This window comes from Nocardia cyriacigeorgica (assembly GCF_029868385.1).
GTDB classification, from domain to species: domain Bacteria; phylum Actinomycetota; class Actinomycetes; order Mycobacteriales; family Mycobacteriaceae; genus Nocardia; species Nocardia cyriacigeorgica_F.
The window spans coordinates 101,192-114,030 of the sequence record NZ_JARWNX010000061.1; the positions used below are offsets into that span (position 1 = coordinate 101,192).

General features: G+C 68.0%; 11 protein-coding genes. 8 read left to right on the plus strand and 3 right to left on the minus strand.

Features of this window, described 5'->3' with window-relative positions; all coding sequences use genetic code 11:
* Positions 1-29: 29 nt before the first annotated feature.
* The gene (locus tag QH168_RS22050; RefSeq protein WP_280236669.1) at positions 30-1,514 is read right to left on the minus strand and encodes a cytochrome P450; all 1,485 of its coding nucleotides are present in this window, start codon (positions 1,512-1,514) and stop codon (positions 30-32) included.
* 229 nt (positions 1,515-1,743) lie between these two features.
* Here QH168_RS22050 and QH168_RS22055 point away from each other — a divergent pair, with 229 nt between their 5' ends.
* Both QH168_RS22055 and QH168_RS22060 read left to right on the plus strand, forming a co-directional pair.
* Positions 1,744-3,240, plus strand: a complete 1,497-nt coding sequence (locus QH168_RS22055; protein ID WP_280236670.1) for an NAD(P)/FAD-dependent oxidoreductase — start codon at positions 1,744-1,746, stop codon at positions 3,238-3,240.
* A gap of 111 nt (positions 3,241-3,351) precedes the next feature.
* Positions 3,352-4,233, plus strand: a complete 882-nt coding sequence (locus QH168_RS22060) for a hypothetical protein (RefSeq protein ID WP_280236671.1) — start codon at positions 3,352-3,354, stop codon at positions 4,231-4,233.
* 61 nt (positions 4,234-4,294) lie between these two features.
* On the opposite strand, the gene QH168_RS22065 is transcribed toward QH168_RS22060, so the two are convergent.
* Positions 4,295-5,770 carry an MFS transporter gene (locus tag QH168_RS22065; RefSeq protein ID WP_280236672.1) on the minus strand — a complete coding sequence of 492 codons (1,476 nt, stop codon included), beginning with the start codon at positions 5,768-5,770 and terminating at the stop codon, positions 4,295-4,297.
* 91 nt (positions 5,771-5,861) lie between these two features.
* Here QH168_RS22065 and QH168_RS22070 point away from each other — a divergent pair, with 91 nt between their 5' ends.
* The 4 genes from QH168_RS22070 to QH168_RS22085 all read left to right on the plus strand — a co-directional run bounded on the left by QH168_RS22070 (position 5,862) and on the right by QH168_RS22085 (position 9,334).
* The gene (locus QH168_RS22070) at positions 5,862-6,548 is read left to right on the plus strand and encodes a TetR/AcrR family transcriptional regulator (RefSeq protein ID WP_280236673.1); all 687 of its coding nucleotides are present in this window, start codon (positions 5,862-5,864) and stop codon (positions 6,546-6,548) included.
* 208 nt (positions 6,549-6,756) lie between these two features.
* A complete protein-coding gene (locus QH168_RS22075) occupies positions 6,757-7,866 on the plus strand; it encodes a lycopene cyclase family protein (RefSeq protein ID WP_280236674.1) in 1,110 nt (369 codons plus the stop codon).
* A complete protein-coding gene (locus QH168_RS22080) occupies positions 7,866-8,774 on the plus strand; it encodes a Ku protein (protein ID WP_280236675.1) in 909 nt (302 codons plus the stop codon). The genes QH168_RS22075 and QH168_RS22080 overlap by 1 nt, the downstream gene beginning before the upstream one ends.
* Before the next feature lie 29 nt (positions 8,775-8,803).
* Entirely contained in the window at positions 8,804-9,334 is a 531-nt protein-coding gene (locus QH168_RS22085) for a GNAT family N-acetyltransferase (protein WP_280236676.1), read from the plus strand.
* Between the two features lie 23 nt (positions 9,335-9,357).
* On the opposite strand, the gene QH168_RS22090 is transcribed toward QH168_RS22085, so the two are convergent.
* Positions 9,358-9,846: a DUF6194 family protein gene (locus QH168_RS22090; RefSeq protein ID WP_280236677.1), complete on the minus strand. Its 489-nt coding sequence runs from the start codon at positions 9,844-9,846 to the stop codon at positions 9,358-9,360.
* 73 nt (positions 9,847-9,919) lie between these two features.
* Here QH168_RS22090 and QH168_RS22095 point away from each other — a divergent pair, with 73 nt between their 5' ends.
* Both QH168_RS22095 and QH168_RS22100 read left to right on the plus strand, forming a co-directional pair.
* On the plus strand, positions 9,920-10,681 hold the full coding sequence (locus QH168_RS22095) for a MerR family transcriptional regulator (RefSeq protein WP_280236678.1): 762 nt from the start codon (positions 9,920-9,922) through the stop codon (positions 10,679-10,681).
* A gap of 170 nt (positions 10,682-10,851) precedes the next feature.
* Positions 10,852-12,489 (plus strand): ABC-F family ATP-binding cassette domain-containing protein, encoded by a 1,638-nt coding sequence (locus QH168_RS22100; RefSeq protein WP_280236679.1) that lies wholly within the window; start codon positions 10,852-10,854, stop codon positions 12,487-12,489.
* The last annotated feature ends 350 nt before the right edge of the window (positions 12,490-12,839 follow it).

The following is a 12,839-nucleotide window of genomic DNA, read 5'->3' on the forward strand; positions in this document are numbered from 1 at the left end:
CCGGGCGTCGGCCGCTCGGAACACACCGGTCAGCCGATGCGCCGCAACCGCATCGGTGCGTCGTCGCGCGGGAACGGGATGGTGGTGAATCCCCACGGCATGCGGTACGGGTCCGGGATCGACCATTCGTAGTCGCGGACAAGGGCCGCGATCACCGTCTTCACCTCGAACGTCCCGAAATGCATCCCGATGCATTTGTGCGAACCGGCGCCGAACGGCATCCAGGCCAACCGATGCGATTTGTCCTCGCGGCGCGGTTCGGCGAAACGCAGCGGATCGAAGATCTCCGGATCGGTCCACAGCTCCGGCAGCAGATGATTCACCTGATACGCCAGGTCCACGGGTGTGCCCGCGGGAATGTAGTGCCCGCAGATCTCGGTATCGCGCACCGCGCGGCGCACCAGACCGGGCACCGGCGGCATCAACCGCAGACTCTCCTTCACCACCAGGTCCAGATCACCCATGCGCTCCAGTTCGGCGATGGTCGGCGGGGCACCGGCACGGTCGGCCGCGCGCACCTCGGCGCGCACCCGCTCCTGCCATTGCGGATGTTTGCCGAGGTAGTAGGCGACGGCGGTGGTCGTGGTCGTGGTGGTGTCGTGGGCGGCCATGATCAGGAAGATCATGTGGTTGACCACGTCGGCGTCGCTGAACACCGCACCGTCGGCGTCGCGGGCGTGGCACAGCCCCGAGAAGAAGTCCGGCTCCTCGCTGCGCCGCTTCTGCGGCAGCATCGCGGTGAAATACTCCTCGAGCACCCTGCGCCCGCGCAGACCGGCCCGCCAACGGCCGCCGGGCATGGGATGGCGGACGATGGCGAGCCCGGCATGGGTGCAGTCGACGAACGCGTCGGTCAACCGGCGGCGCTGCGGGCCCACATCGGCGGCCATGAAGGTCTCACCGGCGATATCGAGGGTCAGTTCCTTCACCGAGGGAAACAGTTTGATCGTGCGGCTCGCACCGCGTCCCGGCGGCACCCAGCGATCGACGACCTCACGCACCACGGGCGTCAACGACGCCAGATGCGCCTCCAGCCGGTCCCTGGTGAAGGCCTGCTGCATGATCCGGCGATGGAACATGTGCTCGTCGAACTCCAGCAGCAGTAGTCCGCGCCGGAAGAACGGGCCGATGAAATAGTCCCAGCCCTGTCCGAAATCCCGGCGACGGCGGCCGAGCACCTCGTCGACGGCTTCCGGCCCCGCGGCCAGCACTCGCTCCATACCGAGTGAACTGTTCAAGGTGACCGGCCCGAACCGTCGATATCGGTCCATCATTTCGGCCGGTCCCCAGCGCATGTAATGCAGCGCCCGACCGAGGTAGGGCAGCCCCGCATCGCCGTCGACGGCGGTGGCGGTACTCCCGTTGGGCGGATTGGCGAGCACTCGACGGCGGGCCGGAATCAGGCTCAGCGCCCGGTCGATCGGATGCGCGCGCGGGATCTCGATCAGCGCGGAATTCTCCGATTCGGCACGCACGCGGGTCTTTTCGACGGCGGCACGGTCAACGGCGACCATGGCGGACCTCCCTGGGCGAGGAACCTCCATCGTATTCTCTTTCCGGGGTTCTCCGGCGGCTTCACCGGAATCCGGCCTCACTTCGTACAGCGAACAACGGTGCGTTGTCGCACCGACACGCGCGGCCTACGGGGATCTCGTCGTGACGACGGCGTGGGTGCCGACTACCGTGTGCCATGTCAGAAACGTTCGGTGGGGTCGACCCCCAGTCTGTCGAGGAGCAGCGACGATGAGCACTGAAACCGTGGAGAACCGTCGTCACCAGGTGGTGGTGATCGGTTCCGGCTTCGGCGGCTTGTTCGGGACCAAGCACCTCAAGAACGCCGATGTCGACGTCACCCTGATCTCCAAGACCTCGACGCATCTGTTCCAGCCACTGCTCTACCAGGTCGCCACCGGCATCCTCTCGGTCGGCGAGATCGCACCCGCGACCAGGCTGGTGCTGCGTAAACAGCACAACGCCCAGGTGCTGATGGGTGAGGTCATCGATATCGACCTGCAAGCCAAGACGGTGACCTCCCGGCTGCTCAACCAGGACACCGTCACCTCGTTCGACAGCCTGATCGTGGCGACCGGTGCGCAGCAGTCGTACTTCGGCAACGACCAGTTCTCCACCTTCGCCCCCGGTATGAAGACCATCGACGACGCCCTCGAGCTGCGCGGCCGTATCCTCGGCGCGTTCGAGCAGGCGGAATTGGCGACCACCCAGGAGGAGCGCGAACGGCTGCTCACCTTCGTCGTCGTCGGCGCCGGCCCCACCGGCGTCGAACTCGCCGGGCAGATCGCCGAATTGGCCGACCGCACCCTCGAGGGCACCTTCCACAACATCGATCCGCGCGATGCGCGGGTTGTGCTCGTCGAAGGCGCGGGCGCCGTGCTCGGCCCGATGGGCCCCAAGCTGGGCGGTAAGGCCCAGCGGCGGCTGGAGAAGATGGGCGTGGAGATCCAGCTCAACGCCATGGTCACCGATGTGGACGCGCACGGCGTCACGGTGAAGGACCCCGATGGCACCATCCGGCGCGTCGAATCCGCGTGCAAGGTGTGGTCGGCCGGTGTGCAGGCCAGCCCGCTGGGCAAGATGCTCGCCGATCGCTCCGACGGCACCGAGGTGGACCGGGCGGGCCGGGTCGTGGTCGAACCGGATCTGACGATCAAGGGACATCCGAACGTCTTCGTCGTCGGCGATCTGATGTCGGTGCCGAATGTGCCGGGACAGGCGCAGGGCGCGATCCAGGGCGCGACCTACGCCGCCAAGCAGATCAAGGCCGGACTGAAGGGGCACGCGCCCGCGGAGCGTAAGCCGTTCAAGTACTTCAACAAGGGCAGCATGGCCACGGTCTCGCGGTTCAGCGCCGTCTGCCAGGTCGGCAAGCTGGAGTTCGGCGGATTCATCGCGTGGCTCGCGTGGCTGGCCCTGCACCTGTACTACCTGGTCGGCTACCGCAGCCGGATCATCACCGTCATCCAGTGGTTCGTGACCTTCCTCGGCCGCACCCGCGGGCAGATGGCCGCCACCGAGCAGTGGGTATTCGCCCGGTTGGCGTTGGAGGCGATGAACGGCGAGGACGAAGGTGAGGCCGAGGTGGTGATGTCGGCCCTCGGCGATCCCTCCGCGAACAACTGGAAATCCGGTTCCGGCGCCGCGTCGGCCAACAGTGCCGCCGTCACCGACGGCAAGCCGGAGGCGGCACCGGCCGAAGCCGGTAAAAGTAGCGCCACCGGCTAACTTTCGGCAATGATCGCCGATCCGAACGGACCGTGACACCACCCATCCGGGGAGTGCGGCGGGTCCGAATGTCGAACAGACATCGGACTCACTTCCGGATGAAAGGCAATCATGGCCACAGCCAAGCACAGGATGACCAGCCCGCAGCGGCAGAAGGTCGGGTCGATCGTCGTGGCGGGCGCAGTTCCACTCGTCATGGCGCTCGTCGGCACGGGCACCGCGACGGCCACCACTCAGTCGGCCGAGCCGACGACGATGACCGATCACGCACCGGCCGCGACGCACCTCGGCATCGCCACGGTCGCGGCGGATATCGCCGAACCCGGCGCCCCCGAGGCCGCGACGGCGCCCGACGCGATGACGGCGGCGCCCGGCACCGCACAGCAGTCCGCGGCCGCGCCCGGTGCGCACACCACCCTCGCCTGGTCTCGACCGGTCCCCGACAAGGCGTATCTGGCCCCGCTGGGCGATCTGCACGCACCCACCCAGGTGGCCCCGGTCGCGCCGATCGCGCCACCGGCGGGGCAGTTGCGCTTCGGTGACGTCTCGATCGAATCCCCGGCCTGGCTCGATTCGCAGCAGGCCGCCCAGGTCAACGACGGCGCGGCCAATGCCGAGGCGGGCCTTGCCACCTTCCTCGATTCGGTCGGCATGGAACGCAGCCGCTCCGATCGGGTGGCGAGCCAGACCGTCGGCGCCGCGGCCGTCGGCGCGGTGGCCGGTGCGAGTGCGAGCACTCCGTTGGCGGCCACATCGGCGGTGGTCGGTGCCGTGGCCGGTCTGGTCGCCGGGGTGCCGTTCCTGCCCGCCGGACTCGTCGCGGGCCCGATGCTCGGTGCCGCCATCGGCGCGGCGGTGATCGCTGTTCCGGCGGCTGCCATCGGAGCTGCCGCCGGTGCCGCCATCGGCGCCGCCGACGCCCTCGCCGCGCCGCCGCACGGTCAGCCCGCCGAGGCGCAGCAGCCAGCGACGGGTGGGGTCGTCAACTCCTGATCCGCTCCACGACGACTTCGGCCCCTGGCAGCTGCTGCCAGGGGCCGAAGTGTCGAGAGGGTCAGCGACCTTTCGGCGTCGCCACCAGGACGATGACCGCCATCGCCACCAGGATCACCGCGCCGACAGTCGTCGCGGCGTGCATACCGTTCACGAACGATTCCCGCGCTGCGTCGATGATTGCGGGCTGATCGCCGTCGCGCGCGAGCGTCTCGCCCAGCGTCGGTTCGAAGTTCCCGCCCGACCGGAACACCATCGCCGCCAGCGATCCGAGCAGCGCGAGCCCCAGCGCATTACCGAGTTCGAAGCTGGTCTCGGAGATGCCGACGGCCGAACCCGCCCGCTCCGGCGGTACCGAGGACACCGCCACCTCCGACACCAGCGTGAAGGTGATGCCGTAGCCGATACCGGCGATCGTCGATCCCGCGATGTACCAGGCCAGCCCGCCGTCCACACCTACGCCGAACAGCATGAAATTGCCGACAGCCGCGGCGAGCAAGGCCAGCGCGAACGTGATCCGCACCCCGAGTCGATGCGCCACCTGGGCGCCGGTCATCGAAAAGATGAACACCGCGATCGCCATCGGAATCCCCAGCAGCGCGGCCACCAGCGGATCCCTTCCGGTGACCGATTGCAGGTAGATGCTGGCCAGATAGCTCATCGCGGCCAGCGACATCATCCCGGCCAGGCTCGATCCGATCGCCACCGAGAACTGGCCGCGGCCGAACAGCGCCAGATCCAGAAGCGGCTCGTCCAGATGACGTTGCCTGCGCACGAACAGGATCAGCACGACCGCGCCGATCAATCCGGTGACCGCCGCTTCGGTGTCGATACCGTGTTCGGCGGCGTGCTTGACCGCGTACACCAACGGCAGGATGCCGCCGATCGACAAGGCGACGCTCGGCAGATCCAGCGGGCCGAGCGCGGTTGCGCGATGTTCCGGCAGCAGGACCGGGGCGAGCGCGAACAGGATCAGCAGCACCGGCACGTTGATCAGGAACACCGAGCCCCACCAGAAGTGGTGCAGCAGCACCCCGCCGATGATCGGACCGACCGCCGAGCCGCCCGCGAAGAAGGCCGTCCACACCCCGATCGCGGTGGCGCGCTGCTTGGCGTCGGCGAACAGCGTCGAGATCAGCGACAGGCTCGACGGCAGCAGCGTGGCCCCGCCGATACCCATGAGCGCGCGGGCCGCGATGAGCACCGCGGCATTGGGCGCGAAGGCCGCGATCACCGAGGCGATCCCGAACACGGCCGCGCCGGTCAGCAGGATGCGTCGACGGCCGATCCGGTCGCCGAGATTGCCCATGGTGATCAGCAGACCGGCGATCAGGAATCCGTAGATATCGAGGATCCAGAGTTGGGCGGAGGCCGAGGGATCCAGATCGACGGTCAGCGTCGGTAGCGCGAGGAACAGCACCGAGACGTCCATCGACACCAGCAGCACCGGTAGGACCAGCACTCCGAGGCCGAGCCAGGCCCGCCGCGAGCCCACGCCCGCATCCGGGGCGGGCCGCACCGCCTCCACGTTCGTCATCAACGATTCCTCTCCCTGACGCGTACGGCGTACGCATGAAGTCCGGGTACAGTGTACGCATCCTGGCCGGACATCGAAAGGTAGTCATGGGATGACCGAGCCGAAGCTCACAAAGGCCGCCATCGTCGACGTGGCGATCGAGCTGGCCGACAGCGATGGCCTGGACGCGCTGTCCATGCGCCGCATCGCCGATCGACTCGGCGTCGGCGCCATGTCGCTGTACCGGCACGTCACCAACAAGGACGAGCTGATCGCCGCGATGACCGACGAGGTCGCGGGCCGCTACCCGTACCCGTCGACGGCCGAGCGGAACTGGACCTGGCGTGATCGCGTCCGGATCGCCGCCCGGATCGACTGGGACCTCTACCAGCAGCATCCGTGGGTGCTGCTGACCTTCGCGGTGCCGCGCTACAGCTTCGGCCCCAGCAGCATGGGCTGTCTGGCGTGGCTGGTCGAAGGCTTCCGCGAGTTGAACGTCTCCACTCACGAAGCCACCCAGATGTCGTTCGCCGTGTGGAACTACATCTCCGGCGCGACGCTGCCGCACATCAGTTCCGCGCTACTGACCAGCAAGGGCCTCGACTCCGACGACGAGAACGGGCTCCGCGCGCTGCTGGCCGGTAACCCACTGCATCCGGTGCCGCCCGCACTGGCCGATCTCGAAGGGGCCGACGACGGCCGCTTCGCCCAGATCGATCTGCTGCAACTCGGGCTGGACGCGCTCTGCGACGGCTTCGCCGCGCGGGCCGCGGCGGCGACCGACAGCGCGTCGGGTTGACTGATCCGGCCCACGATGGCGCGCCCGAGGAAGGATTCGCCGTGTCCGACCTGATGCCGTGCTACCGCCGCGGTGGGCATGCCATGACGAGCCGCCCATGGCCGAGGACCAGAGCGTGCTCGCTCGCCGGGCGTCCGACCCACGTCGATTCCGGGCGCACGTGCGCGGCGCTCGCCCGTTCGGTGCCGACCAACCGCGCGATCACCCGATGACCACCGACGTCCTCATCTGTGGACTCGGCCCGGCCGGTCGAGCGCTCGCGCATCGGTGTCTGGTGCGCGGCGCGTCGGTCACGGTGGTCGATCCGGTGCCGCATCGGGCGTGGACGGCAACATACGCGGTCTGGGACGACGAGCTACCCGAATGGCTCGACCGTGAAGTGGCGGCGGCCAGCGTCGACCAGCCCGTCGCCTGGGGCGACCGCGAGCACCACATCGCTCGCCGGTACACCGTGCTCGACACCGAACGGCTGCGCGAGTCACTCGACATCACCGGCGCCGAGGTGCACACCGATCGCGCGATGGCCCTCACCAGGCACACCGCGACGCTGGCGTCGGGAGCGGTGCTGGGAGCCGAACGCGTCATCGATGCGCGCGGCCTGGCGCGGTCGCCGTCGCGGGCCGAGCAGACCGCCTACGGCGTCGTCGTGCCCGCCGACCGTTGCGCCGGGACGACACCGCTGTTCATGGACTGGCGCCTGGACAACGGCGCACCGGTCGACGCCCCTCGTTCGTTTCTGTACGCGGTGCCGCTGGGCGGAGGCGCGATGCTGTTCGAGGAGACCTGCCTCGCCGGACGCCCCGCCCTCGGCCAGACCGAACTTGCCGCCCGGCTGCACCGGCGCCTGCGGGCGCGCGGGATCGATCTCGACGGCAGTGAACGTATCGAGCGCGTGCGGTTCCCGGTCAGTGGCGGCAGGCCGGGGCGCTTCCGCTTCGGTGCGGCCGGCGGTTTCCTCCACCCGGCCACCGGTTACAGCGTGGCCGCCGCGCTCGCCGCCGCCGACACCGTCGCCGCGGGCGATCCACCGTGGCCGCCGACCGGCCGGGTCGTGCACGGGCTACGCAACGCCGGGTTGCGCGCGCTGCTGCGGCTCCCATCCGCCGATCTCCCCATATTCTTCGACGCCTTCTTCGACCTGCCGCCCGACCTACAGCGCGCGTACCTCTCCGGCCGCACCGACGCGGTAGGCACCGCCGACGCCATGCGCACACTGTTCATCCGACTTCCGCGACCGCTGCGCGTCCGGATCGCGGCAGCGACACTCCGGTTACCGTTTGGCGAGCGAGGTCGGCGCAGTTCGTCCATGATGGAGTGATGCGGTCAATCTGGAAAGGCTCGATCGCGTTCGGGCTGGTCAATGTCCCGGTGAAGGTCTATACCGCCACCGAGGACCACGACATCAGATTCCACCAGGTCCACGCCAAGGACGGCGGTCGGATCAAATACGACCGTGTCTGCTCGGTCTGTGGGAACTCGGTCCAATACGCCGATATCGACAAGGCCTATGAATCCCCCGAGGGGGACAAGGTGATCCTCACCGACGAGGATTTCGCGAAACTGCCGGTCGCCGAGAAACACGAGATTCCGGTACTGCAATTCGTGCCGACCGATCAGATCGATCCGATCCTGTTCGACAAGACCTACTATCTCGAACCCGATTCGACCACGCCGAAGGCCTATGTGCTGCTGGCCGCCACCCTGGAACGGATCGAACGCACCGCGCTGGTGCATTTCACGCTCCGGCAGAAGACCCGCCTGGCGGCCCTGCGCGTCCGCGACGGCATGCTGGTACTCCAGACGCTGCTGTGGCCCGACGAGGTGCGCTCGGTGTCGTTCGAATCGCTGGAGAACGCGACCGCGCCGCGCCCACAGGAAATCAAGATGGCCGAGACGCTCGTCGATTCCATGTCGGAGGATTTCGATCCTAGTGAGTTCACCGACGAATATCAGATCGAACTCAAACGGGTGCTGGACGAGGCCATCGCCAGCGGAACCGGCAAGGTCGCCGAACAACCCGAGGCCGAACCCGCCGCCCAGGACGCCGAAGTGGTCGATCTGGTCGCCGCATTGCAGCGCAGTCTGGAAGCCAGCGGCCGCCGCTCCGATGACGGTAAGAAGCGTGCCGCACCGGCGAAGAAAAGCACCGCGAAGAAGACAGCGAGTAAAAGCGCCCCGGCCAAGAAGACGACCGCCAAGAAAACCGCCACCCGCAAAGGCGCCTGAATCGCGCATACCGCTGGCAAACTGTTCGCATGGACCCCGCCATCGCGATCGTCCCCATGGGCCTCGGCCATCTCCGTCAGGTCCTCGACCTCGGCCACGAGGTCTACGACACCTCCGTCAAGCCCTACACCTCGTGGTCGCTGACCACGATCGCCGAACATCTCGACAGCCCCGACAACGCGTGCTGGGTGGCGCTCGACTCCGATCGGGTGGTCGGATTCGTCCTCGGGTCCATGGAATTCGAACTGCGCGACGACTGGGGCTATCTGGAATGGATCGCCGTCGCCGCGGATATGCAGGGCCACGGCATCGCGGGCAGACTCGTCGAAGCCTGCTGTGACGCACTGTTCGCGCGTGGTGCCCGCCATATCGTCACCGATGTCGAATCGAGCAATGAGGCTTCATCGAAACTGATGTCGCGCAATGGATTCCAGGCGTCGACCACCATCACACTGTTCGTCCGCGCCGATCCCGCCGAACCCGATATCGAGGCCGATTCCCCCGGCCTGCCGACAGCGGTCAAACGCAATCTCGCCCGTACGGGTCGCCTGCGTCGGTGACGGACCGTCGCTCGCCCGGCCCGTCACCGATCGTGGTGTCGGTCGCCCGAGGAACCCGCGCGACGATCATGCCGCGAACGCGCGCGGTCGTAGGCCGACCGCAGTAGTTCCCGCACCGTCTCCTCGGTTCGAGGTCCGGGACGCACGACCGCAAGCCACCCCGCCGAGGCGTAGACGGGGTGGGGCAGCACGGTGTCGGTAACGGTGAAATCGGTGGCCGGGTCCGTATCGCGCGGTGCGTGGCCGGTCCAGCGGACGAACAACTCTTTGCCCACGGCGATATTCACGCGGAACGCATCGGGCCGGTCGAGGCCCGACTGCTCATCGCCCGGATAGTTCTTGGTCACGATCGTGGCGAAAGGCTGTGTGGTGGTGGGGACGACCCCGCTGGGTGAGTAGTAGAAGAAGATGTCACCCCACGCGATCTCCGGCGAACCGTCCTCGGGGCCCGGCCGGAGGGTGAGCACGCTGTCGAGGCCCGTCACGAAGTCGATGATCTCGTCGATGGTCATGTGCTCCAGCGTTTCATTAAAGTGCTTGTGGAGACTTTCGTCGGAAACCCTGCTGGTCATCGAGGAGATACCGGTGCCAACCCGCCATTCACCGATGCGGACGGTCGATATCGCGCGGCTGGCCGGATACTCGGTGCAGCAGATCCGCAATCTCGAACGCGACGGGGTGCTGCCCCCGACGACGCGCACTGCCGCGGGCTACCGCGGCTACGACGAGATCCATCTGCGATCCGCCCTGGCCTATCGTGCGCTGGCCGCCGGCGTCGGCCCGGTCGAGGCCAAACGCATCATGCGGGTGGCGCACCGGGAGCCCGTCGGCGAGGCACTCGCCCTGCTCGACGCCGCGCACGCCCGGCTCGACCGCGAACGCACGGACCTACGGATGGCGAAGGCCGCCGCCGCCGCGATCTCGGCCGAACCGATCACCGACGTCCACGCATCGGATGCGATGAGCGTGTCCGAGCTGGCCGACGCGCTCGGCGTGCGCCCATCGACCCTGCGACACTGGGATGCCGAGCGGCTGGTCGTTCCCGACCGGGTCACCGCCGCGGGCACCCGCCGCTACTCCCCCGCCCAGGTACGCGATGCCCGCATCATCCATCAGCTGCGGCGCGCCGGATACCGCATCGACACGTTGCGCGCATTGGTCCCGGACCTGCCGCGCGGCCGCCGATCCGAGGACATCGCGGCCGCGCTGGCCGTGCGTGAGGCCGATATCACCAGTCGTTCACACGCCCTGCTCGAGGCCGCCGGAGCGCTCGGCGCCGTCCTCGTATCGGCCAACACACCCGCGGCGGATGCGGCTTCGGCTGCTATCCTCGTCGACCAGGACTGATCGAACACAGGGAGTACCGGCATGGTAGGTGAACTCGACATCTCCGGGGTCACCCGGCTCTGACGGCCACCAGCAGGCGCACGGCGCCGCTGTCGTGGCCATGTCGACGTTCGTCCATCCATCCGCGGAAGCCGCGTCGCACGCGCCCGCCGACACCCGAGGTCTCCTCCATGTCCGATACCTATGTCGTCTGCTCGAACCTGACCTTCACCTGGCCCGATGACACCCCGGTGTTCCGGGAACTGTCGTTCAGCGTCCCCGGCGGACGCACCGGCCTGGTCGCACCGAACGGTGCGGGCAAATCCACTCTGCTGCGCCTGATCGCCGGAGACCTGCGGCCCAGCGGCGGCAACGTCGCCGTCGACGGTGTGCTCGGCTATCTGCCGCAGACGCTGCCGTTGACGGGCGATCTCACCGTCGCCGAAATCCTCGGCATCGCACCGATACTCGCGGCCCTCGACGCCGTCGAATCCGGTGACACCGCCGAGGAGCATTTCACCACGATCGGCGCCGACTGGGATATCGAGGAACGCACCCGTGCCCAGCTCGACCGGCTCGGCCTCGGCGGCATCCCGTTCACCCGCCGTCTGCATACGCTCAGCGGCGGCCAGATCGTCTCGCTCGGGCTCGCCGCACAGCTGTTACGCAGGCCCGACGTCCTGTTGCTCGATGAGCCGACCAACAATCTCGATCTGGCAGCGCGGCACAGGCTCTACGACGTGCTCGGTGATTGGAGCGGGTGCCTGTTACTGGTCAGCCACGACCGCGCCCTGCTCGATCGTATGGACCGGATCGCCGAACTGCACAGCGGCGATATCCGTTTCCACGGCGGCAATTTCACCGCCTACGAGGCTGCCGTCCGAGCCGAACGCGAAATCGCCGAGAAGAACATCCGCACCGCCGAACAGGAGGTCAAGCGCGAGAAGCGCGAATTACAACAGGCCAGGGAACGCGCCGCGCGCCGGGCGAGCACCGCCGCCCGCAATCTCGGCAACGCCGGGCTGCCGAAGATCTTCGCCGGGACGATGAAACGTAACGCCCAGGAATCGGCGGGTAAGGCCGACGAGACCCACAGCGCTCGGGTCGACGCCGCCAAGGCGAAACTGGACGAGGCCGGGCGGGCGCTGCGCGCCGAACAGAAGATCGCCCTCGAACTGCCCGGTACCGAGGTACCGGCCGGGCGGACCGTATTCCTCGGCGAACGGCTGCGGTTCGGGTTCGGCGACCGTCAGATCTTCGCCGGAGACGGCGCCGATCTGGCCATTCGCGGCCCCGAACGCATCGCCGTGACCGGCCCCAACGGAGTGGGCAAGTCCACCCTGCTGCGTCTCGTGCACGGCGATCTGATGCCCGACACGGGGACGATCAGTCGTGCGGAGGGCCGGGTCGCCTATCTGTCCCAGCGACTCGACCTGCTCGATCCGGACCGCAGCATCGCCGCCAATCTGGCCGCGTTCGCCCCGAATCTGCCCGATGCGCAACGGATGAATCTGTTGGCGCGCTTCCTGTTCCGCGGCTCGCGCGTACAGCTGCCGGTCGGGGCGCTGTCCGGCGGCGAACGGTTGCGCGCCACCCTCGCGTGTGTGCTGTTCGCCGAACCGGCGCCGCAATTGCTGCTGCTGGACGAGCCGACCAACAATCTCGACCTGGTCAGCGTCGGCCAGCTGGTGAGCGCGCTCGACGCCTACCGCGGCGCGTTCGTCGTGGTGAGCCATGATGAACGCTTCCTCGCCGATATCCGAGTGCAGCGCTGGCTCGAGCTGAGCGACGGCCGTCTCCGCGAGGTCGCCGCACCCGAAGCGAGCTGATCGCCACCCAACCCCGTGGGGTACGGCCTGGCCGGAGTCGTACCCCACGAGTCAGGCGGTCGGTGTGCTCCGCAGCGCATCCGGCGTGGCGGCATCCAGACCCAGACCGACCGGCCGCTGAGCACAGCACACCGAGCCATATGGTTGCCAACCGTGTGCTGTCCACCGGGAACCCATCTCCTCCGCCGCGCGGATCACTGCCTTCGAGGCAGCGCGCGGCGGTCGAACTTCCCACTCCTGACAAGTGGACCACCACGGATGGGAGTTCGACATCACCAAACAGTGCTGTGCTCAATACTTCTCGGGCAACTCGCCGACACGGAATGCGCGATATCCCCGGCGTTCTGCCA

Bases quoted from the DNA above. Each gene is read 5' to 3' on its own strand.
- QH168_RS22050 (WP_280236669.1), bottom strand. From the start codon at position 1,514: ATGGTCGCCGTTGACCGTGCCGCCGTCGAAAAGACCCGCGTGCGTGCC.
- QH168_RS22055 (WP_280236670.1), top strand. From the start codon at position 1,744: ATGAGCACTGAAACCGTGGAGAACCGTCGTCACCAGGTGGTGGTGATC.
- QH168_RS22060 (WP_280236671.1), top strand. From the start codon at position 3,352: ATGGCCACAGCCAAGCACAGGATGACCAGCCCGCAGCGGCAGAAGGTC.
- QH168_RS22065 (WP_280236672.1), bottom strand. From the start codon at position 5,770: ATGACGAACGTGGAGGCGGTGCGGCCCGCCCCGGATGCGGGCGTGGGC.
- QH168_RS22070 (WP_280236673.1), top strand. From the start codon at position 5,862: ATGACCGAGCCGAAGCTCACAAAGGCCGCCATCGTCGACGTGGCGATC.
- QH168_RS22075 (WP_280236674.1), top strand. From the start codon at position 6,757: ATGACCACCGACGTCCTCATCTGTGGACTCGGCCCGGCCGGTCGAGCG.
- QH168_RS22080 (WP_280236675.1), top strand. From the start codon at position 7,866: ATGCGGTCAATCTGGAAAGGCTCGATCGCGTTCGGGCTGGTCAATGTC.
- QH168_RS22085 (WP_280236676.1), top strand. From the start codon at position 8,804: ATGGACCCCGCCATCGCGATCGTCCCCATGGGCCTCGGCCATCTCCGT.
- QH168_RS22090 (WP_280236677.1), bottom strand. From the start codon at position 9,846: ATGACCATCGACGAGATCATCGACTTCGTGACGGGCCTCGACAGCGTG.
- QH168_RS22100 (WP_280236679.1), top strand. From the start codon at position 10,852: ATGTCCGATACCTATGTCGTCTGCTCGAACCTGACCTTCACCTGGCCC.